We start from the raw sequence: 21,848 nt of genomic DNA on the forward strand, positions 1-21,848 counted from the left end.
ATGCTGCGTGTGTTCAGATACCCGCTAGTTTGCGGAGATCTGGCGCAGGACGTACTGCAGGATGCCGCCGTTGCGGTAGTAGTCGGCTTCGCCCGGGGTATCGATGCGGAGTACTGCATCGAAGGTCTTGGCGGAGCCGTCTTCTGCGGTGGCGGTGACCTTGAGGGTCTTGGGCGTGGTGCCTTCGTTCAGGGCGGTGACGCCCTCAACCGAGAAGGTTTCCGTGCCGGTCAGGCCCAGGGTGGCTGCGGATTCGCCGGCCGGGAACTGCAGGGGCAGGACGCCCATGCCGATCAGGTTGGAACGGTGGATGCGCTCGTAGCTTTCGGCGACGACGGCCTTGACGCCCAGGAGCGCCGTGCCCTTCGCAGCCCAGTCACGGGAGGACCCGGAGCCGTATTCCTTGCCTGCCAGGACCACCAGCGGAGTGCCGGCTGCCTGGTAGTTCTGCGCGGCGTCGTAGACGTAAGCCTGCGGACCGTCGGCCTGGGTGAAGTCGCGGGTGAAGCCACCTTCGACGCCGTCCAGGATCTGGTTCTTGATGCGGATGTTCGCGAACGTGCCGCGGATCATGACTTCGTGGTTGCCACGGCGTGAGCCGTAGGAGTTGAAGTCCTTGCGGTCCACACCGTTGGCCAGCAGGTACTGGCCCGCCGGGGTGTCGGACTTGAAGGAACCGGCCGGGGAGATGTGGTCGGTGGTGACCGAATCGCCCAGCTTCAGCAGCACGCGTGCGCCCGTGATGTCCTGGACGGGCTCCGGCTGAGCCTTCATGCCGTCGAAGTACGGGGGCTTCCGGACGTACGTGGAGTTCGGATCCCAGGCGAAGGTGTCACCGGCGGGCGTGTCGAGCGCCTTCCAGCGAGCGTCGCCGTCGAAAACGCCCTCATAGCCACGGGCGAACATGTCCTTGTCGATCGAGGAATCGATGACCTGCTGGACCTCAACCGGGTTGGGCCAGATGTCCTTCAGGAAGACATCGTTTCCGGCTTCGTCCTTGCCCAGGGAATCGGTGTCGAAGTCGAAGTCCATGGAACCGGCCAGGGCGTAAGCGATGACCAGCGGCGGGGAGGCCAGGTAGTTCATCTTCACGTCCGGGTTGATCCGGCCTTCGAAGTTACGGTTACCGGAGAGCACGGCGGTGACGGAAAGGTCGTTGGCCTGGATGGCCTCGGAGATTTCCGCGTCCAGCGGACCGGAGTTGCCGATGCAGGTGGCGCAGCCGTAGCCCACGATGTAGAAGCCGAGCTTCTCCAGGTACGGGGTCAGGCCCGACTTGTTGTAGTAGTCGGTGACAACCTTGGAACCGGGGGCCACGGAGGTCTTGACCCAAGGCTTCGACGTGAGGCCCTTGTCGACGGCGTTGCGGGCCAGCAGCGCGGCTGCCAGCATCACCGACGGGTTGGACGTGTTGGTGCAGGACGTGATCGAGGCGATGGACACCGCTCCGTGGTCCAGTTCGAACTCGCGGCCGTCTTCGGTCTTGATGTGCACCGGGCTGCTCGGGCGCCCGTTGGCGCCGTTCGCGGCGGACACAACGCGGCTGGTCTCGGTGGTGTGAGAGTCGGCGTGCGTAAAGGACGGGGCGTCCGAGGCCGGGAACGATTCGTCCAGGGACTCGTCCACGCTGCCGTCTTCGATGGCGACGTAGTTGTGGATGTCCTTGCGGAACTGCTCCTTGGCATCCGTCAGCTCAATGCGGTCCTGGGGACGCTTGGGGCCGGAGATGGACGGAACAACCGTGGACAGGTCCAGTTCGAGGTATTCGGAGAACTTGATCTCACGCGACGGATCGTGCCAGAGGCCCTGTTCCTTGGCGTAGGACTCTACGAGTGCCACGTTTTCGTCCGACCGGCCCGTGAGGCGCAGGTAGTCCAATGTGACGTCGTCGATCGGGAACATTGCGGCCGTGGAACCAAATTCCGGGCTCATGTTGCCGATCGTGGCGCGGTTGGCCAGCGGCACCGCGGCAACACCTTCGCCGTAGAATTCCACGAACTTGCCCACTACACCGTGCTTACGGAGCTGCTCAGTGATGGTCAGCACCACGTCGGTGGCGGTGGCGCCGGCCGGAATGGACCCGGTCAGCTTGAAGCCAACAACGCGCGGGATGAGCATCGAGACGGGCTGTCCCAGCATGGCCGCTTCGGCTTCGATGCCGCCAACGCCCCAGCCGAGGACACCCAGGCCGTTGACCATGGTGGTGTGCGAGTCGGTGCCAACGCAGGTGTCAGGGTACGCCCGGACCACTCCGTCAATTTCGCGGGTCATGACCGTGCGGGCCAGGTATTCGATGTTGACCTGGTGCACGATGCCGGTTCCCGGGGGAACAACCTTGAAGTCATCGAATGCCGTCTGGCCCCAGCGCAGGAACTGGTAACGCTCACCGTTCCGCTGGTATTCGATCTCCATGTTGCGCTCCAGTGCGCCGGAGTTACCGAAAGCGTCGATCTGCACGGAGTGGTCGATGACCATTTCCGCAGGAGCCAACGGGTTCACCCGCTTGGGGTCACCGCCGAGTTCCTTGACCGCTTCACGCATCGTCGCCAGGTCCACCACGCAGGGGACGCCGGTGAAGTCCTGCATGATCACGCGGGCAGGCGTGAACTGGATTTCTGTATCAGGCTGGGCATTGGGATCCCAGCCAGCCAAGGCACGCACGTGATCGGCAGTGATGTTCGCGCCGTCCTCGGTCCTCAACAGGTTTTCAAGCAATACCTTGAGGCTGAACGGAAGGTTTTCTGCACCTTCAACGGAGTTCAACCGGAAAATTTCGTATTCGGTTCCGGCTACATTAAGTTTGCCTTTTGAACCGAAGCTGTCCACTGTGCTCATCGCAGGACTCCTCTCGCAACAGTTTCATCTTTGTCGCGCGGTAGACCGCTTGCTAGTTAGGCAGGCCTAATTAGTGCTGGCCCCAAATACTGCAGGTGGTCAGCCGTGAATACTCAACCGTGAATACGGGCGCGACGTGGGATTACTACCGCCATCCTAGTAGCATCACGGGGCCGGCGTCAGCAGTGCGACGGTCTCCAGATGGTGGGTGTGCGGATACAGGTCAAAGGCGCGCAGACCCGCCAAGGTCCAGCCCCCCTGTTGGAAGTACCCCACATCCCTGGCAAAAGAAGCCGGATCACAGGAAACATAGGCCACGGCCCGGGGACCGGCGGCAATCAACTGGCCCACCACAGCCTTTCCAGCTCCCGCCCGGGGCGGATCCAGGACAACGGCGTCGAAATTCCGCGGTTTCTGGCGGAGAATGCGCTCCACCCGCCCTTGCGCAATCTCCACCTGCGGAGCCTCGTGCAGGTTCTTGCGGGCGTCCCGGCTGGTTCCCGGAGCGCCTTCCACGGAGAGGACGGACCCGGTCTGGCCCACGGCGTCCGCCAGCGGTGCGGTGAACAGCCCGGCTCCGGCATAGAGATCGGCCACCACAGAACCCGCCGCCAGGAACCCGCCATCGTGGAGGAATTTTGTGACGGCCCCCACAAGTGTCCCGGGCGCGTCGCGGTGGATCTGCCAGAAGCCTGCGCCCGTCACCCGGTAGTCGTGGCCGGCTGCCGACTCCTGAACCCAGGTCCGGCCCCGCAACGGCGCAACGTCGCCGCTGAGCGGGTCGAATGTGGCCACGGAAACGTCGTCCGGAAGCTGGGCCGCGATGGCACTGAGCCGCTTGGGCTTCGTGCCGGGCGCGGGTGCCAGCAGCACCAGGGGGCGTGAACCGTTGGACGGCGCCGCGACCTCCACGCGCTCGATGCCTTGCAGGTCGATGTCCCACAATCGCAGCCCGTTGATGCCCTCCGAGGCGAGCGGCATTTCCCGGACAGGGATGATCTGGTCCGAACGGTGGGCGTGCATGCCAAGTTTTCCGCCGGGGGTGACCGAGAAACTCGCGCGGGTCCGCCACCCGAGGCCAGCGACGGCGTCGTGCGTTGCGTCCGTACCGGACGCGGCTTCCGCGCCCTGAGCGTTCGCCCTCACGGCCTCCACCAGGTTTCCTGTGTCCTGGCCACCGGGCAATCGGTCGACGCCGGCGAGCCGCCTAAGCTGTTCGGCCAGTACCGCCGATTTGAGTATGCGCTGGCGGTGCAGGGCGATGTGCCCGAATTCGGCCCCACCCACCGGCGGGTGCCCGTGCTGCCATGAACGCAGGGAATCGGCCGGGCGCCAGAAGTGCTCCACCCGGTCCGGGGAGGCGTCCAGGACCTCCACAACGTCGGCCCGCCAGAATTTGGCTGACTCCCCCGCGTCGGTCAGGCGGACACGGACCTTTTCGCCTGGAATGCCGTGGCGGACAAAGATTACCCTGCCCTCGTGGCGGGCCACGCAGTGACCACCATGGGCCACCGGTCCGACGTCGAGCACCAGCTCGACGGCGGCCTCCTTGGCGGCGGCGGTCTGGGAGGGGGATTGGGACTGGGGGTTCATTGGATATCCTGCAGGTTCTTTGCTTCTTCGGATGATTTCAACTGCCACGGGACACTGGCCACCATCACGCCAGGTTCGAAGTGCAGCCGGGTCTTGATGCGCAGCGCTGTCTGGTTGTGGACCAACTGCTCCCACCATTTGCCCACTACATACTCGGGGATGTAGACCACGATCAGGTCGCGGGGCGAATCGCGCCGCATGTTCTTCACGTATTCCATGATGGGCGTGATGGTTTCCCGGTACGGGCTGGCCAGGACCGTGAGCGGCACGGGGATCTCCAGCTTGTCCCAGTCGGCAACAGTGTGCGCCGTTTCCTCAGCGTTGATGTCCACCGTGATGGCGTCCAGCCGGGACGGCCGGGACGCCCGCGCATACGCCAGGGCACGCAGCACAGGTTTGCGCACGTGGGAAACCAACAGTACCGCGTGGACCCGGGAGGGCAGGGCCCGCGGCGAGGAGTCCTCATCCACGGCCAGCTCCTTGGCCACGTTGTCGTAGTGCGCCCTGATGCTCCACATGATCAGGAACAGGACCACCATGGCCAGCAACGCAAGCCAGGCACCCTGGGTGAACTTGGTGATCAGGACGATGACCAGCACCAGGGCCGTCATGCCGAAGCCGATGCTGTTGATGGTGCGGGACTTGACCATCCGGCGTCGGGCGGTTTTGTCCTTGGCAAGCTTGAGGTGCCTCCCCCAGTGCCGGACCATGCCCAATTGGCTGAGCGTGAACGAGATAAAGACGCCCACGATGTAGAGCTGGATCAGCTTCGTGACATCGGCGTCAAAGGCGAGGATCAGCACCAGGGCCCCGCCGGCGAGGGCCAGGACACCGTTGCTGAACGCCAGGCGGTCACCCCTGGTCCGCAACTGACGGGGAAGGTAACCGTCCTGGGCCAAGATAGAACCCAGTACCGGGAAGCCATTGAACGCAGTATTCGCTGCGAACACCAGGATCACCCCGGTGGCCGCCACCACGATGTAGAACAGGATGGAGCCGGGTCCGAAAATGGTTTGCGCGATCTGGCTGATTGCGGGGGTCTGGATATAGCTTTCTGGCAGCGGCATGCCGTTCAGGAGGAACTCGGTGGCCGGGTCCAGCACAATGTGGACCTTGGTGGCGTTGGCCAGGAACATGATGCCTGCCAGCATGGCGGCGCCGATGGTGCCAAGGAGCAGCAGGGTGGTGGCCGCGTTCTTGCTCTTCGGCACTTTGAAGTTGGGCACTCCGTTGCTGATGGCTTCCACACCGGTCAGCGCGGCGGCGCCTGAGGAGAAGGCCCGCAGCAGCAGGAAGGCGCCTGCCAGGCCCACCAGCCCTTCGTCGAAACCGGGAGCCGGCACAATCTCGAAAGCCGCCGACGGCGCCTCACCCAGCTGGCCGGTGACGGCCTGGAAGATGCCAACCGCTGTCATGCCGAGGATCGAGGCCATGAAGATATAGGTCGGGACGGCGAACACGCTGCCGGCCTCCTTGACTCCGCGGAGGTTGACCAGGGCGAGGATGACAACGCCGATGGTGGCAAGAAGCGCCTGCTGCCCATGGAGGGAGGGGATGGCTGTGGTGAGGTAGGTGGCCGCAGAGGACATCGAGACGGCCACCGTCAGGACATAGTCCACCAGCAGTGCCGAGGCCACCGTCAGCCCGGAAAACTTGCCGAGGTTTTCATTGGCAATCTCGTAGTCGCCGCCGCCGGAGGGGTACGCGTGCACGTTCTGCCGGTAGGACGCCACCACCGTCAGGAGCACCACCATGACAGCGAGGCCCACCCAGGGCGAAAAGGCGACGGCGCTGACGCCGGCGAGGGCCAGCGTCAGCAGGATTTCATCCGGTGCGTAGGCCACCGAGGACAGGGCATCTGAAGCAAAAACCGGAAGTGCTATCCGTTTGGGCAACAACGTGTGGGCGAGCCTGTCATTCCTGAAGGGCCTGCCCACCAGCACCCGTTTAACGGCATTCAGTATTGTCAGCACTCCACAAAGCTAGTCTGATTCGCCGCCCATGTCATGACGGCGTCCGGGCAGCTGCGGCATGCGGCCTGCCGGTAGAGTTCTAGCAGCAGCAACAGGCGAGGGAAGGTAAGGAAGACACGGTGGCGCATTTCGTGATCATGGGATGTGGCCGGGTGGGGGCAACTCTGGCGCACACGCTGGAGGACGCGGGCCATTCCGTCGCGATCATCGACCAGGATGACCGGGCGTTCCGCCGGCTCCGGCAGGGCTTCACCGGACGAAAGGTCACCGGTGTGGGCTTCGACCGAGACACCCTCCAGCAGGCGGGCGTGGCCGAGGCCTACGCCTTCGCCGCCGTCTCCAGCGGGGACAACTCCAACATCCTGGCCACCCGTGTGGCGCGCGAGACCTTCCACGTTCCCCACGTTGTAGCCAGGATCTATGATCCGGGCCGGGCAGAGATCTACCAGCGGCTCGGCATCCCCACCGTCGCGGCCGTGCGCTGGAGTGCGGACCAGGTCCTGCGCCGAATCCTTCCCGAACAGCACCTGGCCGGTGATTTCCGTGAGCCGTCCGGCAGGCTGGTGCTCACCGAAGTGGACCTTGCCGCCGACTGGATTGGCCACCGGGTCAGCGAGATCGAAAAAGCCGCCGAAATCCGGGTTGCATACCTGACCCGGTTCGGCGAGGGGATGCTGCCCGAATCCGGCACCTCTTACCAGGACGGCGATACCGTGCACGCCATGATCCCGGTAGACCGCAGTTCCCAAGTGGCCCAGATCCTGGCCAAAGCACCTGCCAAGGAGTCGTAGTGAAAGTTGTTATCGTCGGCGCGGGCAGCGTCGGGTCGTCCATCGCCCGGGAACTGCTGGCGCACAAACACGACATCCTGCTGATCGACCTCAAACCCGAGGTCATCGGACGCAGCGGGTTGCGCGGCGCACACTGGCTGGTGGGCGACGCCTGCGAGCTCAGCACCCTGCAGGGGGCAAAAGTGGAGGAAGCCGACGTCGTGGTTTCCGCCACGGGTGATGACAAGGTGAACCTGGTGGTGTCGCTCCTTGCCAAGACCGAATTCGGTGTAGGCCGTACGGTGGGCCGGGTCAACAACCCCAAAAACGACTGGATGTTCAACGATTCCTGGGGTGTAGACGTGGCGGTCAACACCCCCCAGCTGATGACTGCCCTGGTGGAAGAGGCGGTGGAAATCGGTGACTTGGTCAGGCTGCTGACGCTTCAGACCGGCGTCTCCTCGCTGGTGGAGTTCACGGTGCCGCACGATTCCTATGTCATTGGCCTGACCGTGGGGGATATCCGGTGGCCCGAAGACTCAACGCTGGTGGCAATCCTCCGGGACCACGCGCCCATCACCCCCAGCCGGGACGACGTGATCGACGGCGGTGACGAGCTGTTCTTTGTCACCACCATCGCCGCCGAGGATGAGCTGCGGGCGCTGCTGTCACCGGAATCAGCCGGTGCTGAAGACGACACCCGCGAACCTGTTGGTGTTCAGCCAGCCGAGGTTCAGGCCCCGGAGGACGACGGCTTCGACGGCTGAGCGTCGGCGTCCGCCGGCACCGGACGGGTGATCAGCCAGGCAATCCATACGCCCAGGATGTACAGCGGGGCCGCCATGATCAGGCGCATGGTGGCGAGGGCGGCCAGGCCCTCCTCCCCCATCAGGTACAGGGGAACCTGGACCACCAGCCGCAGGACCAGGACCGCCACGATGATCCAGGTGCCCAGGCGGTAGGCCTTGAGCCGGACAGGGTCCTTGCGCCAGTCAAGGCCTTCATTGCGGATGAAGCCGAACAGCAGGCCCGCCACTGGCCATTTGATCGCGATGGAGATGACCATGGCGAGGATGTAGGCGGCGTTGGTGAAAAAGCCCGGCAGATAGAAGTCCTCAGCCTTTCCGGTGGTGTTGGCGAGCCAGGCCGAAATGCCCACCCCCACAACTCCGGCCAGGGCCTGGGTCAGCGGGCGCCGCTGGATGAGGCGGGCCACCGTAAAGGCTGCGGCCGAGGCCAGCGCGGCGATCAACGCCAGCGTGAGGTCCCGGGTAATGGTGAACGCCACCAGGAACAGCAGGCCCGGCACGATGCTCTCCGCGATTCCCTGGATCCCGCCGGCGGTCCTGAGAACGTCAATCCGGCCATCATGGGTGCGGTGCAGGCCGGCTTTGGCCGCGTAGTCTGCGGCGAGCCCCGCCATCGGGGACGGCTCCGTGGAGGCCGGTTCGGGGCGGGATGGCTGGGTGCCGGCCGGTTCCGGCGGACGTTGACCTGATCCGGAGGGCGGCTCGGGCAGCTGGGACGGGGTCATTCGTGCTCCTGGCGGGAAAGTATTTCGTAGCGCGGATTAAAGATGGTGGGCAGTCCATGGCTTTGGGTCAGCATGCCCTCGACCCTGACTTCCGTCCCGGCGTCGATACCCGGCACTTTGCGCCGCCCCAGCCAGACCACGCGCAGGCGCCCGCCCTTGCCATCTACCGGCTTGGCGCCCGGGTGCGGAACCTCGGCGTCCGAGAGGATGGCCGTGAATGCCGGGCTCTGGTCCGCCGGCACGTACGTTACCGATTCAATATACCCATGGCATAGCACCCGGCCCCTTTCCGGGAGCCGGCTGACCGGCACCCCGGCACCCGGCGATGACGGGTTCGGGGAGCCTTGGCGGGAATCAGCCAATCTGGGTGATTTCCGGGCCGCGCTCGGGCCCCTTGAATTCGGGCTCCTTGAATTCAGTGGCACCAGGAGGCGGGCTCACGCTGGCGTCCTTAGGCAGACGCAGTTGCAGCAGGTCGCGCGGCGGCATGGGGCTGTCGCCGCGGATCACCACAATCCGGCGGAACAGGGACTCCAGCGGAGCGGCTGCTTCCCGCTCCATCGCGGCTTCGCCGCCCAGGACGCCGCGCAGGAACCACCGCGGTCCGTCAACGCCGATGAAGCGGGCTACCCGGTAGCCCTGGCTTCCGTCCGGGGCGCCGGCGGGCAGCTTCGCCACCAGTTCGGTTCCGAAGGCACCCTGGACCTCTTCGACCTGGCCGCCCTGGCTTCCCACGGACTGTCCGATCTGCTCGCGGATCTCGTCCCAGAGCCCCTCGGTCTTGGGGGCAGCGAAGGCCTGCAGCTGAAGGCTGGACCCATTCAGGTCCATGGTCACTGCAACCACACGCTGCGTGGCTTCCTCCACCTCAAGCCGGAGCTGGAGCCCCTCGCTCGGAGCGATCAGCAGCGCGCCGAGATCAACATAGCCATCGCGGCTGGAGATCTCAGAAACATCAAAGGGGCCGGTGACCCGCCGATCAGCGTCCTCCGAACCGTTCCCGGCAGAATCCGCTGATTCCGCTGAGGCGGAGGATTCATCCGGTTCGGCGGCCTGTTCCTTTTTGGATTTCCTGCCGAGCCCAAAAACCATGGGGTTGTCTCCTTAGTTGTGAAAGTGCCCGGCAGGCCTGTGGGGTCCCGCCGAAAATCTTCGATGCCGCTACCAGCCAGCTCCGGGCTGCGGCGGTGTGCCAGGTGTCAGGCGTTTTGCGGGGTGAAACCGCCGGTGGATCCGAACCCGCCGGCTCCCCGCACCGACTCACTCAATTCGTTGACAGCGACAAACTGCGCGTACTCCACGCGCTGGATCACCATCTGTGCAATTCTATCGCCGCGCCGCAGCTCGATGGCGTCCCGGGAATCAGTATTCAACAGGGTGACGGAAATTTCACCGCGGTAACCGGCATCCACGGTGCCCGGGGCGTTGACGATGGTCAGCCCGTGCTTGGTGGCGAGCCCTGAGCGCGGGTGAATCAGGGCAACGAAACCATCCGGAAGGGCGATGGCGACGCCCGTGGGCACCAGCTTCCGCTCCCCCGGCTGCAGCACCACGTCCTCCCTGGCCCGGAGGTCGGCTCCGGCGTCCCCGGGGTGGGCGTAGGACGGCGCCTCCAGCCCGGCGTCGAGCATTTTCAGCTGGACCTGCAGGGTCGGGGCAGCGTAGGCCACGGCAGCTTCCGGCGCAGGGCCGGACAGCGCATTATCAGGAACGGTCTTTAGGGTGGCGGATTCGTCAGTCACAGTCACTCACTCTAACGCCCAGCCGGAGTTCCGTCCTAGACGCACGGACGGCACCTGGCCCGGGTCAAGATGAATTAGCAGGCCAAAGATGGAAAGCTGATGGCATGCCCGAATCCAGTTCCGCTGCCCACGTTCCAAACACCCCCTCTGCCGGCACCCCGGCGATCTTTCAGGAGAGGCTGTGGCCGAACGTCTGGATCTGGATCATCGCGGCGGGAATCTCCGCCGCCGGCATCCTGGTCTTTGCCCCCATCAGCATGGGGGCGGGCTACACGGCCGCCGGCGTGCTGTTCGCCATTATGGCCGTCCTGCTGGTGCTCTCCACTCCCAGCATCGTGGTCACGGACGAGGCTCTGACAGTGGGGCGCGCCACCATCGAGCGCCGTTTCATCGGCCACGTTGAGACCTACCGTGGCAAGGACGCCACCGCCCAGCGCGGCACCAAGCTCAACGGCCTCGCCTACCTGTGCATCCGGGGTTGGATCGACCCCGTGGTGCGGATCGAAATCACCGACGCCGCAGACCGGACGCCCTATTGGCTCACCTCTTCCCGTCGGCCCGAGGAACTCACCGCTGCCCTGTCCGGGAAATAACTGCACAGTCTGCGCGGCAGAATTGTCCGCATACAGCGGGGTTCAGCTTTCGCATTCCACGCAGTAGAAGTGGCCGTCCTTTTCCCTGGCGATCTGTGAACGGTGCCGGACCAGGAAGCACGAGGAGCACGTGAACTCGTCCGGCTGCGGCGGGATCACCAGGACCAGCAGTTCCTCCCCGGAGAGGTCCGCCCCGGGAAGCTCGTAGCCAGCGGCGAGGTCGGTTTCGTCTTCTTCCACTACCGCCGTGGGCTTGTCCGTCCGCCGGGACTTCAGTTCCTCCAGCGATTCCTCATTGAGGTCTTCTTCCGACTTCCGCGGCGCATCGTAGTCGGTGGCCATCTCCGCTCAACCCCGTTCCTTTCGCGTCAGCGGGTACACCCGTGATAACGCCGCGCTCCTCCGGTTTGTGCCCCGGCGCACGAAAGTCCCGGAATATCGCGGCGCGCCCTTGCTCCTCACCCAAAACAGTGCTCGTCAGTGGCAGAGTTTCGATTGATAGTAATGCCAGGGTGGAGGATTTGTATGCAGGATCTACGGCTTGTAGGCGTACACGACGACGGAGTGCACCTCCTGTTGAGCGGTGCCGGCGGCGAGATGTTCCAGCTGCCGATCGATGAAGCACTGCGGGCGGCCAGCCGGTCGTCGGCGAAAGCCGCCAATGCGGCTGCGCCCATTGCCATGTCCCCGCGGGACATCCAGGCGCGGATCCGCAGCGGCGCCACCGCAGCGGACGTGGCAGAGCTCTCCGGGCTGCCCCTTGCCAAGGTGGAGCGGTACGAGGGCCCGGTCCTCGCTGAGCGTGAATACGTGGCCCAACAGGCACGGAAGATCGAGGTAGCTTCGCCCTCGCCCGGTCATGACACCTACCGTTCCGTTTTTGGTGAGAACCCTGCCACCCTCAATGACATGGTCAACCATCGGCTCTCAGCCCACGGAATTGAACCTTCCACTGTGGAATGGGATTCGTGGCGCCGCCAGGACGGGAGTTGGATGGTGGCGGCCCGGTTCGAGACGAAAAAAACGGGCACGGCCGGCATCGGCGAGGAGCCTCCGGCCCTGTGGACCTTCAGCCCGGCCCGCAAAGCGTTGCAGAACACCAACCGCTGGGCGCAGCAGCTCAGCGAGCTCGAACCGCTGGACGGCCCTGTTCCGGCCCGCCGGCTGACGGCTGTCTCGGACCGGCCTTTCGACTTTGAAACCGATGCCGAAGCGGCTGCGCGCAATGCCACTGGCCCGCACCCCATTCTCCCGGCCAAGGAATCCGATGGGCTCCTGGACATGCTTCGTTCCCGCCGCGGCCAGCGGCTGGGTGTGGATGAGGACGCTGATGATGCCTTGGCGCTACTGCTGACCCACGGCGTCCCGGCAGCACATCCCCGCCCGTCTGAAGTTGTGCCCGAGCACGGGCACGAAGCCGGCGACGACGCTGTACATGACAGCCCGGACACAGCTGCAGCTGAAGGAACCCCTCCGGACAACGAGTCGCCGGGTGCCCATCAGGATCCCCTGACACGCAGGCGTGACGGCATGCCGTCCATGCTGTCCCGCCTCAGCCTCATTCCGCCGCACCGCGACATTGATGATGAACACGACATCCTGAAACTGCACGACGGCGTCAGTACTGACACGCGGGAAATCACCATTGTGGCGTCCCCCGTTCGTCCGGACGGGCAAAGTGTCCCGGCGGAAGCGCCCGCGGCATCCGACAACGCGGCGCCGAGCGTGGGCCTGGACGAACTGCTGGGCGGAAGTCCGCGCAGGGCAGCCTACGCGGCCGGGCCGGACGAAGGATCCGGCCAGCACCACGATTCCGACCTGCCTGAGCGCCAGCCCGCCAAACCGAAGCGGTCAACGGTTCCGAGCTGGGATGAGATCGTCTTCGGGACCAAGCGGGAGTAAGTCCTTAGCGTCCCCGGGCCTTGCCTTCGGCCGCAAAGCACAGGAATGGAACTTCGCGTTCAGCCTTGGTCAGCGAGCCGTGCTGGCCCACCACCTCCATGGCGGCTGGCCGGACGCGGCGCGTGTCGTACAGGGCAAGGGCGTCCCGCGCGGCAATCATCACGTCGCCGATCCTGGGCCCGACGGCGGGGCGCAGCGGCCCGAAGAGTCCGGCGGCAATGGCTTCGTCCCGGGTGAAGGCCCAGATCCTGTCGCCGAAACGGGCGCGCCAAGCCTGCACCAGGCGTTCGCGGCCGGAGGCATCCGCCGGATCTTCCAGGTAGAGGTGCACCATCCGCGGCTCCCCCGCAGTATGCCGCACGCCATCGATGAGCAACGGGTCCGCCGCGTAGTCGATCCGTTGCTGTTCCGGCACGTCCAGCATGCCGTGGTCCGCGGTGAGAAGGACGGTGGTCCCGGCAGGCAGCGACGTATTGAGCCTTTTCACCGTGGCGTCCAGCTCTTCAAGCTGGTGTTCCCACTGTTCAGACTGGCAACCGTGGCGGTGCCCGGCTTTGTCCAACTCGTTGACGTAGAAGTACATCAGCGCCTTGCCGGGAGCGGCCATGGCCTCGGCGGCGGCAGCGGTACGGGCATGGGAGGTGATGGCCGAGACGAAATTCCCGCCCCGGAGGGCCGCCTGGGTCATGGGCGAGTCGCCGAACTGCGGCAGGCTGACGGTGGTCACGTTCACGGACTCAGCCGCCCGCTCGAACACGGTGGGGAAGGGCTGCCACGCCAGGGGGACGACTTTGGCATCCCAGTTACCCAGCATGTTGACCACTTTGTCCTGCTCCGGGTCCAGCACGTCGTAGCCCACCATGCCGTGCTGACCGGGCGGGAGCCCGGTGCCGAAGCTGGCCAGGGCAGCGGCAGTGGTGGAGGGGAACGTGGAGTCGAGCCAGACCGGGACCTCGCCCTGCCCGGCCTGCATGACCGACCGCAGGAAGGGTGTGTGGGCGGACTTCTGCTTCAGCAGGTTCCGGCCGAGACCGTCCGCCAGGACCACGCAGACGCGCGACGCCGGCGGCAGGCCCAGGGTGTTGGAGAACCCTTCCACGCCCAGGCTTGCCGCGGCGCTGGTGAGGACCTCAGCTACGGACCGCTGGCCAAACGCGGGAGCGGGGGGCACGGTGTGCGGCCGGGTTATCCCCTCGGAATGGGTTGCAGCGACGGTTGTTTTTCCTTGATCCGGCATCTCAGCGCTGGTGCCCGCGGCTGAGCCTGTTGCCGAACACGCCCGTCCGGGGCCGGGGCTGCAGCGCCTGGCCCTGGTGGGACACCGGCGCCGAGGACCCGGTGTTGACGGCCCGCAAGGCACGGGCGAAGAGTTTGGCGTCCTGTACTGCCTGGGGTCCGTCCGCTTCCGCGCTGATGCGCAGGACGATGTCTTCCTGGGCGATGGTGCCGCTGTAGCCGTGGTCGGCTTCGCACTGCGGATCGCCGCAGCTCGCGGGTCCCATGTCCAGCCGCTGGCCGCCGGACCAGGCGATGGCGAGGGTGACCTCCCGGACCGGATCCGAGGGCTTGTAGTTCTGGGGCTGGGAATACATGTAGCTGAGGACCACGGAGCGGATCTGCGCCACCGGTACGGATTCGGTGGAGATCTGGGCGACAATCTGCTCGCCGGCGTCATCGAGCTGCTGGTCGTCCACGTGGGTGATCACCAGCATGTCAGAGGTGAGGACCAGCACGGTAATGTGGCGCCGGACCTCGGCCCGGTCAAAGTGGGTTTCCAGGTGCACCAGGTGGGCTACGCATTCGCGGCCGTCCAGGGCGTCGTCCACCACGTCGGACACCAGGCGCGGGTAGAAGCCGGCCTTCTGGAGGGCGCCGTCCAGGCTCTGGGCCTGCGGGGTGTGGCTGTGTGAGCTGTGGGGTCGGGTTGCCTGGTTGTCATTGCCGGGCGTGGATGGCGTCGACGGGGAAGGCTGTGAGCTCATTCCCCCATTTTCACAGATCGGCCGGGGACATGCTAACCGCGTCAGCCCAGCATGGCCCGGCGGGCGCTGTCTGTGCGGCGGGCGGCGTTGCCGATCCGGATGTCTGCCGCCAGGATGGCCGCACCCTGGGCGCCGCAGAGGACGGGATTGAATTCAACCAACGCAATTTCCGGATGGTTGTCTTTCAGCCAGGCCAGCCTGCCGGCGAGATCCTCCAGGGCGTCGACGTCGACGGCCGGCAGGCCCTGGTAGCCCAGGAGTTTACGGGCCGCCCGCGGAGCACGGATGAAGTCCTTGACATCGGCGGCGGACAGCGGCGGGACGCGGTGCGCCCAGTCATCCAACAGGTTGACGGCGTCTCCGGCCAGCCCAAAGGAGATCACCGGTCCCAGCAAGGGGTCCTCAATGGCACGGAACGTACAGGCCTGACCTACGGGTGCCATGGACTGCACCTCCAGGGACGACGAACCGTAGGGGGCCAGCGAGCGCCGCATCTGCACGATGTTCCGGCGCAGTGAGTCTGCATCCTCGATGTCCAGGCGCACTCCGCCCAGGTCAAGGCGGTGGCGAAGGGCCGGATCCGTGGTTTTAAGGGCAACGGGCCAGCCCAGCCTGCCGGCGGCCTCAACCGCGTCATCAGCTGACTCAAACCCGGCGGATGGCAGCACGGGAATCCCGTAGTGCGCCAGGAGAGACGCCGTGGATGCGGGATCCAAGGCCTTCAGCTCAGCTCCATGGACGTCGCGAAGCAGGCCGTCCAGGAGAACCTGGGCGCTGTCCGGATCGCAGCCGGCTGGCTCCACAAAATGGCCTGGATCCCGGGCCAGCCATTCCGAGTAGCGCACGACGGCGGACAGTGCCGCCACTGCCGCTCCCGCATTGGAGAAGCACGGGACGGCCGGTCCCTCGGCCCCCACCATGCCCTCGACATAGACGGAGGGGTCGAGGATTCCGGTGAAAGCGGCCACCACCGGTTTGCCGGCAGCGGCCGAGCATTCGGCCAGGATCTCGGCGATGCGGTCCACGGTCAGGCCCCGGACAGGCAGCAGCGCGGCCACCACGGCGTGGACGGCGTCGGAGGCGAGAGTGTCCTCGAGGCTGCGGCGCAGGGCCGGAAGCGCGAGGGACATACCAGCCTCGAGATCCACGTCGGTAACGATGCCGTCCACCGTCAGGCCATGCGCTTCGGCGCTGTCGGCCACCACTTTGCCCAGCGCCAGGGAGTTGCTGAAAATGGCCAGGCGGGGCCCGGCGGGCAACGGCTGGCCGGCCACGATCTGGGTAACGTCCATCAGCTCTTCGATGGTCTGGACCCGGATTACGCCGGACTGCCGCATCATCGCATCCAGTGCACCGGCGGGCGCCTGCGTGGTCCGGACGGCGTGGCCGGGCGGCAGCCGAAGGCCCATGGTCTCGGACTTGGCCACCACTACCGGCTTAGTACGGGCGAGCCGCCGGGCGATCCGGGAAAATTTGCGGGGGTTTCCGATGGATTCCAGGTAGAGGCCCACCGCGGTGGTACCGGCGTCGTCCTCCCAAAACTGCATCATGTCGTTGCCGGAGACGTCAGCCCTGTTGCCCGCAGACAGGAACGTGGAGAGTCCCAGCCGCCGCCTGCTGGACGCCGCGTAGAGGGAGACTCCGATGGCCGCCGACTGGCTGAACAGCCCCAGTCCGCCGCGCCGCGGCATGGCGGGGGCCATTGACGCGTTGAGCATCACATCAGGGTGGGTGTTCACGATCCCCAGCGACGCCGGGCCGATCACCCGCATGCCGTTGGCGCGCGCCTTCCTGACCAGGTCCCGCTGACGGGCCAGGCCGCGTTCGCCGTCGTCCGCGAAACCGGACGAAGCGATCACCAGCCCTTTGACTCCTGCCGCGGCGCAGTCGTCCACCACACGGGGTACTTCCTCGTATGGAACAGCGATGACGGCAAGCTGCACCGGGTCAGGAACTTCGGAGAGGCGGCCGAACGACATCATGCCGGCGAGCTCCAGCGCCTCGGGGTTGATGGCGTACACCGGTCCGGCAAAGCCGCCTTCAATGACATGTTCGAGCAGCTGGTGCCCCACGGTCCCCCATTTGCGGCTGGCGCCGATCACCGCAATGGACGACGGCGTCAGCAGGTCCCGGACACTCCTCGCCTCGGCGCGGTGCTCGCGTGATTCCATCACGGCCCGCGATTTTTCGGTGGGGCCGATGTTGAACTCCAGGCTGACCACGCCGTCGTCGAAATGGCGTTTGACGTCGTAGCCGGCGTCGGCGAAAACCATCAGCATTTTGCGGTTTTCCGGCAGCACCTCCGCGGTGAATCGGCGGATGCCGTTTTCGTGGGCGGCAGCAGCAAGGTGTTCAAGGAGGATGGAACCGATTCCCCTGCCCTGGTGGGCGTCTGCAATGTTGAAGGCGACCTCGGCCTCGGTGCGGTCATCGAGCCTGTCGTAGCGGCCGATCCCCAGGATTTCGCCGCCGAAGGTGATGACCAGCGCCACGCGGTCCCTATAGTCCACTTCCGTGAAGCGTTTGAGCTCCTTGCTGGACAACCGGGCCTTAAAGGTGAAGAACCGCATGTAGATTGAGTTCTGCGACTGTCCGGTATGGAAAGCTTGGACGGCGTCTGCATCGCTGGGGTGGATGGGCCTCAGGTGCGCGGTACCGCCGTCCCTGAGCACGACATCGGCTTCCCAATGTTCCGGATATTCGCCGTCCCCGGGCTGATCCACCATAGGCTTAGCCTAACCACAAACCGACGCCGCAGGCCCTGCGGCAGAAACTGCCGCAGGAAACTGCCGAAAAACCCTGCGCCAAACAAGAGCACCATCAGTCACCCAGAAGGATTTACCAGCCCCATGGCCCGCCGCCAAAGCCCAGCCCCTGCAGGGGAAGCCGCCCAGGATTTCGTCGAGAACATCGTGGACATAGATGTCACCTCCGAAATGGAAGGTTCGTTCCTGGAGTACGCCTACTCGGTGATCTACTCCCGGGCCCTGCCCGACGCCAGGGACGGACTCAAGCCGGTGCAGCGCCGGATTCTGTACATGATGAGCGAGATGGGCCTCCGGCCGGACCGCGGCCACGTCAAGAGTGCCCGCGTGGTGGGCGAGGTCATGGGCAAGCTCCACCCCCACGGCGACACAGCGATCTACGACGCCATGGTGCGCATGGCGCAAGACTTCTCGCTGCGCCTGCCGCTGATTGATGGCCACGGCAACTTCGGCTCGCTCGACGACGGCCCTGCGGCGCCCCGGTATACCGAAGCCCGGCTTGCGGCGGCGGCCCTGACGCTGACGGACCACCTCGACGAAGACGTAGTGGATTTTGTTCCCAACTACGACAACCAGCTGACCCAGCCGGACGTGCTGCCGGCTGCGTTTCCCAACCTGCTGGTCAACGGGGCCACGGGCATCGCCGTGGGCATGGCCACCAACATGGCCCCGCACAACCTGGTGGAGGTCATCTCCGCTGCACGGCACCTGATTGCGCACCCGGACGCCACGCTGGATGACCTCATGCGGTTTGTCCCCGGGCCGGACCTTCCCACCGGCGGCCGGATCGTGGGCCTGGACGGCATCCGTGACGCCTACGCCACGGGCCGCGGTTCCTTCAAGACCCGGGCCAAGGTGGAGATCGAACAGCTTTCCGCCCGGCGCACCGGCCTGGTGGTCACCGAACTGCCGTACATGGTGGGTCCGGAAAAGGTGATCGAGAAGATCAAGGATGCGGTCAACAGCAAGAAGCTGACAGGCATCAGCGACATTGTTGACCTCACAGACCGCAAGCACGGCCTGCGCCTGGTCATCGAGCTGAAGAACGGCTTCAACCCGAATGCCGTGCTCCAGCAGCTCTACCGCTACTCCCCCATGGAAGACTCCTTCGGCATCAACAACGTGACGCTGGTGGACGGCCAGCCGCAGACCCTTGGGCTCGTGGATCTGCTGTCCGTCTACGTTGGCCACCGCATCGATGTGGTGCGCCGGCGCACGGCGTTCCGGCTGGGCAAGAAGAAGGACCGCCTGCACCTGGTGGAGGGGCTCCTCATCGCCATCGTGGACATCGACGAGGTCATCCAGATCATCCGCTCCTCGGATGAGGTCTCGGCCGCACGCGAACGGCTGATGTCCATCTACGACCTCACCGAAATCCAGGCCAACTACATCCTGGAACTGCGGCTGCGCCAACTGACCAAATACTCGCGGATCGAGCTGGAGAAGGAACAGGACGAGCTGCGCCGCGAAATTGCGGAACTCGAAGCCATCCTCGGCTCGGAGCAGCGCCTGCGCGAACTCGTGTCTACCGAACTCGGCGAGATCGCCGAAAAGTACGGCACGCCGCGCCGGACCGTCCTGCTCGAATCGGAGGCCGTCTCCCCAACAGTGGCCGCTGCCCTGGCTGCGGCTCCCGGCGCGAAGGGCAAAGCCGCGCCGCTGGCCCTGGAGATCGCCGATGATCCCTGCTGGGCAATCCTCACGGCCTCGGGCCAAATCGCGCGCACGTCCAACCAGGAACCCCTCGCGGAGTCGGGTCCCCGTGTCCGGCACGATGTGTTCCGCTCGGTGGTCAAGACCTCCGCCCGCGGTGAAATAGCCGCAGTCACCTCCCAAGGGCGGATGCTGCGGCTCCAGGTCATGGACATGCCGGTGCTGCCGCCGATGTCAGGCCTGCCCAACCTTGCCGGGGGTGTCCCGGCCAAGGACTTCATCACCCTGCTGAAGGGTGAATCGCTGGTGGCCTTTGCCCCGCTGGATGAAGTCCTGGCCATCGGCACTGCCCAGGGTGTGGTCAAGCGGGTCCAGCCGGATTACCCCCTGAACCGTGAGGACTGGGAAGTGATTGCGCTCAAGGACAAGGACGTGGTGGTGGGCGTGGCTCCGGCCGGGTCCGAGGATACCGACCTCGTGTTTTTAACGCGGGAAGCGCAGCTGCTCCGGTTCAGCGCCGCCAACGTCCGCCCGCAGGGCAGGACAGCCGGCGGCATGGCCGGCATCAAGCTCGGCGCCGGCGACCAGGTGCTGTTCTTCGGTGCTGTGGCGCCCGACGATGAGGCCGCCGTCGTGGTGACCATCGCGGGTACCGACGGCGCCCTGCCGGGGACCGCACCCGGCGCCGCCAAGGTGACAGCCTTCGCCGAATACCCTGCCAAGGGCCGCGCCACAGCCGGTGTCCGCGCCCACAGGTTCCTCAAGGGTGAAGACACGCTGCTCCTTGGCTGGGCAGGGCACGGACCGGCCAAGGCCTCCTCACTGGCCGGTGTTGCCAGGTCGCTGCCGCAGGAACACGGCAGGCGCGACGGTTCGGGGATTCCCCTGTCCCAGCCCGTGGATGTGGTGGGTCCTGGCATGGCGTGGACGGATCCGTCCTAGACTGCTGCCATGCCTATCATTCCTGATCAGAAGGACTGGACCTGGGTGCTCTCCCAGCCGTGCCCGGACTGCTCCTTCGACGCCTCCACTGTCACCCCCGCTACCGTGCCGGGCACAGTGGAGAGCATGCTGCCACGCTGGCGGGCCGTCCTCCGCCGGCCCGAGGTAACAGAACGCCCGGACGAAGACACGTGGTCGGCCCTGGAGTACGCCTGCCATGTCCGCGACGTTTTTGCCCTCTTCGACCAGCGGCTGAACCTGATGCTCGAATCCGAGGACGCGCGGTTTGCGGACTGGGACCAGGACCGCACGGCCGTCGAGCAGGACTACGCCGGGGCCGATCCAGCTGTGGTCAGCGCCGAACTGACGGCCGAGGGCAAGCAGATCGCCGAGTCTTTCGCAGGCGTCCGCGAGTCAGAGTGGGGCAGGAAGGGCCTGCGCAGCAACGGCTCGGAGTTCACCGTCCTGACGCTGGCACAGTACTTCCTGCACGATGTGGTTCATCATCTCCACGATGTGGACGGCTGAGACGTGGACGGCTGACTACAGGGCTTTGTCCCACGCCATGCTGCGGTTGACCGCGCAGTAACCCATTTTGGTGTACAGGGCCAGCGCACCGGTGGGGTTCTCCGAGTCGACATCGAGTGAGGCCACGTCCATTCCAGCCCCGGTAAAACGGCGCATGGCATCGGCGAGCAGTGCCTGGGCGATCCCCCGTCCCCGGTATTCCCGCCGCACCCCGAGCAGTTCGGTGTAACCCTCGCGGTATCCGCGCTGCACGGCGATGTCCGGATCGTGGCTGGCCAGCTGGTAGCCCGCCACTTCCCCCGTAGCGCCGTCGAGGACCACCGCGCTGAGGTCCGGACGCGCCTGCGGGTTGTTGACGGTGAAGGACCAGGATTCCTCATCGCGCGGCTCGCTGCCCCAATGGTCGAGGAAGGACGCATTGTGCGCCCGGCGGACCTGTTCGTGCAGCTCCGGAACCATGGCGGCAAGCTGCAGCCCGCGGTCCAGGACGGTGGTGGGCAGCGGCTGGTCCAGTGGCCGGTGCATTTCATTGAAATACCGGACCACCGTGTAGCCGGCCGATTCCAGCAGCCTGGCCTGGTGCCCGTGCTGCTGTTCGGTCCCAATCCTCAGCCGGGGCGGCAGCTCGGCGCTGCTGCCGGCAGCGTCCTCGGCGAACCGTTCCCGGGTCCGTTGCTCCAGCCAGCCAAGCAATGCCGTTCCCACCCCGCGCCGCTGCCACTCAGGGTCAACGCACCCAAAGCCGTGCGCCTTGTCCCCGCCTGGGTTTTTCGAGATCCTCGCGTACCCCCGGAGGATGCCTTCGGCGTCCATGCCAAGCACCGCATGGCGGGCCACGGGGTTCTTCCCGGAGGCAACGTGCTGTTGCAGATCTGCCTCCCGCTCGTACCAGACGGGGGTCTCGACAGCGGCGGTCCGGGCGATCAGCGCCGCCCACACCGGGACATCGGACACTGCTGCCGGCCGCCACTTCAGCTGCGGAAAGTCAACCCTTGGCTCCTGGTTCATGGCATCAGACTATGACATCGGGCTGTGA

18 protein-coding genes are annotated in these 21,848 nt (G+C 65.7%); 6 read left to right on the forward strand and 12 right to left on the reverse strand.

Annotated elements, in window-relative coordinates:
• Nucleotides 1–24: 24 nt before the first annotated feature.
• From acnA to J2808_RS19250, 3 genes are all read right to left on the reverse strand, one after another.
• The gene (gene acnA / locus J2808_RS19240) at nucleotides 25–2,835 is read right to left on the reverse strand and encodes an aconitate hydratase AcnA (protein WP_309819854.1); all 2,811 of its coding nucleotides are present in this window, start codon (nucleotides 2,833–2,835) and stop codon (nucleotides 25–27) included.
• Nucleotides 2,836–3,000: 165 nt separating this feature from the next.
• Nucleotides 3,001–4,428, reverse strand: coding sequence for a class I SAM-dependent RNA methyltransferase (locus J2808_RS19245; protein WP_309819856.1), 1,428 nt, complete (start codon nucleotides 4,426–4,428; stop codon nucleotides 3,001–3,003).
• Nucleotides 4,425–6,401, reverse strand: coding sequence for an APC family permease (locus J2808_RS19250; protein WP_309819858.1), 1,977 nt, complete (start codon nucleotides 6,399–6,401; stop codon nucleotides 4,425–4,427). Before J2808_RS19250 ends, J2808_RS19245 begins: the two co-directional genes overlap by 4 nt.
• Before the next feature lie 119 nt (nucleotides 6,402–6,520).
• On the opposite strand from J2808_RS19250, the gene J2808_RS19255 reads away from it, so the two are divergent.
• Nucleotides 6,521–7,192 (forward strand): potassium channel family protein, encoded by a 672-nt coding sequence (locus tag J2808_RS19255; RefSeq protein ID WP_309819860.1) that lies wholly within the window; start codon nucleotides 6,521–6,523, stop codon nucleotides 7,190–7,192.
• Complete coding sequence (locus tag J2808_RS19260) at nucleotides 7,192–7,938, forward strand: potassium channel family protein (protein WP_309819862.1); 747 nt, start codon at nucleotides 7,192–7,194, stop codon at nucleotides 7,936–7,938. Before J2808_RS19255 ends, J2808_RS19260 begins: the two co-directional genes overlap by 1 nt.
• On the opposite strand, the gene J2808_RS19265 is transcribed toward J2808_RS19260, so the two are convergent.
• From J2808_RS19265 to dut, 4 genes are all read right to left on the reverse strand, one after another.
• Nucleotides 7,905–8,705 carry a DUF3159 domain-containing protein gene (locus tag J2808_RS19265; protein ID WP_309819863.1) on the reverse strand — a complete coding sequence of 267 codons (801 nt, stop codon included), beginning with the start codon at nucleotides 8,703–8,705 and terminating at the stop codon, nucleotides 7,905–7,907. The genes J2808_RS19260 and J2808_RS19265 overlap by 34 nt on opposite strands.
• Complete coding sequence (locus J2808_RS19270) at nucleotides 8,702–9,067, reverse strand: single stranded DNA-binding domain-containing protein (protein WP_309819865.1); 366 nt, start codon at nucleotides 9,065–9,067, stop codon at nucleotides 8,702–8,704. The genes J2808_RS19265 and J2808_RS19270 overlap by 4 nt, the downstream gene beginning before the upstream one ends.
• Nucleotides 9,060–9,797 carry a DUF3710 domain-containing protein gene (locus J2808_RS19275; protein ID WP_309819867.1) on the reverse strand — a complete coding sequence of 246 codons (738 nt, stop codon included), beginning with the start codon at nucleotides 9,795–9,797 and terminating at the stop codon, nucleotides 9,060–9,062. Before J2808_RS19275 ends, J2808_RS19270 begins: the two co-directional genes overlap by 8 nt.
• A 107-nt stretch (nucleotides 9,798–9,904) precedes the next feature.
• Nucleotides 9,905–10,447 (reverse strand): dUTP diphosphatase, encoded by a 543-nt coding sequence (gene dut, locus J2808_RS19280; protein ID WP_309819869.1) that lies wholly within the window; start codon nucleotides 10,445–10,447, stop codon nucleotides 9,905–9,907.
• A gap of 104 nt (nucleotides 10,448–10,551) precedes the next feature.
• Between dut and J2808_RS19285 the strand changes: the two genes are divergently transcribed.
• Nucleotides 10,552–11,040 (forward strand): DUF3093 domain-containing protein, encoded by a 489-nt coding sequence (locus tag J2808_RS19285; RefSeq protein ID WP_309819872.1) that lies wholly within the window; start codon nucleotides 10,552–10,554, stop codon nucleotides 11,038–11,040.
• 42 nt (nucleotides 11,041–11,082) lie between these two features.
• On the opposite strand, the gene J2808_RS19290 is transcribed toward J2808_RS19285, so the two are convergent.
• Nucleotides 11,083–11,382, reverse strand: a complete 300-nt coding sequence (locus tag J2808_RS19290; RefSeq protein ID WP_309819874.1) for a DUF4193 domain-containing protein — start codon at nucleotides 11,380–11,382, stop codon at nucleotides 11,083–11,085.
• 183 nt (nucleotides 11,383–11,565) lie between these two features.
• Between J2808_RS19290 and sepH the strand changes: the two genes are divergently transcribed.
• The gene (sepH, locus tag J2808_RS19295; RefSeq protein WP_309819876.1) at nucleotides 11,566–12,942 is read left to right on the forward strand and encodes a septation protein SepH; all 1,377 of its coding nucleotides are present in this window, start codon (nucleotides 11,566–11,568) and stop codon (nucleotides 12,940–12,942) included.
• A 4-nt stretch (nucleotides 12,943–12,946) separates the two neighbouring features.
• Here sepH and J2808_RS19300 read toward each other — a convergent pair whose 3' ends face one another.
• From J2808_RS19300 to J2808_RS19310, 3 genes are read right to left on the reverse strand one after another with little or no spacing between them, the layout of a single operon-like run.
• A complete protein-coding gene (locus J2808_RS19300) occupies nucleotides 12,947–14,179 on the reverse strand; it encodes an alkaline phosphatase family protein (RefSeq protein WP_397428093.1) in 1,233 nt (410 codons plus the stop codon).
• 1 nt (nucleotide 14,180) lies between these two features.
• Nucleotides 14,181–14,924 carry a DUF5998 family protein gene (locus J2808_RS19305; protein ID WP_309819879.1) on the reverse strand — a complete coding sequence of 248 codons (744 nt, stop codon included), beginning with the start codon at nucleotides 14,922–14,924 and terminating at the stop codon, nucleotides 14,181–14,183.
• Nucleotides 14,925–14,965: 41 nt separating this feature from the next.
• Nucleotides 14,966–17,650: a bifunctional acetate--CoA ligase family protein/GNAT family N-acetyltransferase gene (locus tag J2808_RS19310; protein ID WP_309819881.1), complete on the reverse strand. Its 2,685-nt coding sequence runs from the start codon at nucleotides 17,648–17,650 to the stop codon at nucleotides 14,966–14,968.
• A 123-nt stretch (nucleotides 17,651–17,773) separates the two neighbouring features.
• Between J2808_RS19310 and J2808_RS19315 the strand changes: the two genes are divergently transcribed.
• Both J2808_RS19315 and J2808_RS19320 read left to right on the forward strand, forming a co-directional pair.
• On the forward strand, nucleotides 17,774–20,284 hold the full coding sequence (locus J2808_RS19315; RefSeq protein WP_309819882.1) for a DNA gyrase/topoisomerase IV subunit A: 2,511 nt from the start codon (nucleotides 17,774–17,776) through the stop codon (nucleotides 20,282–20,284).
• Nucleotides 20,285–20,293: 9 nt separating this feature from the next.
• Nucleotides 20,294–20,812 carry a DinB family protein gene (locus tag J2808_RS19320; RefSeq protein WP_309819885.1) on the forward strand — a complete coding sequence of 173 codons (519 nt, stop codon included), beginning with the start codon at nucleotides 20,294–20,296 and terminating at the stop codon, nucleotides 20,810–20,812.
• Nucleotides 20,813–20,827: 15 nt separating this feature from the next.
• Here J2808_RS19320 and J2808_RS19325 read toward each other — a convergent pair whose 3' ends face one another.
• Entirely contained in the window at nucleotides 20,828–21,820 is a 993-nt protein-coding gene (locus J2808_RS19325) for a GNAT family N-acetyltransferase (RefSeq protein ID WP_309819887.1), read from the reverse strand.
• Nucleotides 21,821–21,848 lie beyond the last annotated feature (28 nt).

The sequence above is a fragment of the Pseudarthrobacter sulfonivorans genome (assembly GCF_031454915.1).
Classification (GTDB): domain Bacteria; phylum Actinomycetota; class Actinomycetes; order Actinomycetales; family Micrococcaceae; genus Arthrobacter; species Arthrobacter sulfonivorans_C.

Coding starts and splice junctions, on each gene's coding strand:
- acnA (WP_309819854.1), bottom strand. CDS start 2,835: ATGAGCACAGTGGACAGCTTCGGTTCAAAAGGCAAACTTAATGTAGCC.
- J2808_RS19245 (WP_309819856.1), bottom strand. CDS start 4,428: ATGAACCCCCAGTCCCAATCCCCCTCCCAGACCGCCGCCGCCAAGGAG.
- J2808_RS19265 (WP_309819863.1), bottom strand. CDS start 8,705: ATGACCCCGTCCCAGCTGCCCGAGCCGCCCTCCGGATCAGGTCAACGT.
- J2808_RS19275 (WP_309819867.1), bottom strand. CDS start 9,797: ATGGTTTTTGGGCTCGGCAGGAAATCCAAAAAGGAACAGGCCGCCGAA.
- J2808_RS19285 (WP_309819872.1), top strand. CDS start 10,552: ATGCCCGAATCCAGTTCCGCTGCCCACGTTCCAAACACCCCCTCTGCC.
- J2808_RS19290 (WP_309819874.1), bottom strand. CDS start 11,382: ATGGCCACCGACTACGATGCGCCGCGGAAGTCGGAAGAAGACCTCAAT.
- sepH (WP_309819876.1), top strand. CDS start 11,566: ATGCAGGATCTACGGCTTGTAGGCGTACACGACGACGGAGTGCACCTC.
- J2808_RS19300 (WP_397428093.1), bottom strand. CDS start 14,179: ATGCCGGATCAAGGAAAAACAACCGTCGCTGCAACCCATTCCGAGGGG.
- J2808_RS19305 (WP_309819879.1), bottom strand. CDS start 14,924: ATGAGCTCACAGCCTTCCCCGTCGACGCCATCCACGCCCGGCAATGAC.
- J2808_RS19310 (WP_309819881.1), bottom strand. CDS start 17,650: ATGGTGGATCAGCCCGGGGACGGCGAATATCCGGAACATTGGGAAGCC.
- J2808_RS19315 (WP_309819882.1), top strand. CDS start 17,774: ATGGCCCGCCGCCAAAGCCCAGCCCCTGCAGGGGAAGCCGCCCAGGAT.
- J2808_RS19320 (WP_309819885.1), top strand. CDS start 20,294: ATGCCTATCATTCCTGATCAGAAGGACTGGACCTGGGTGCTCTCCCAG.
- J2808_RS19325 (WP_309819887.1), bottom strand. CDS start 21,820: ATGAACCAGGAGCCAAGGGTTGACTTTCCGCAGCTGAAGTGGCGGCCG.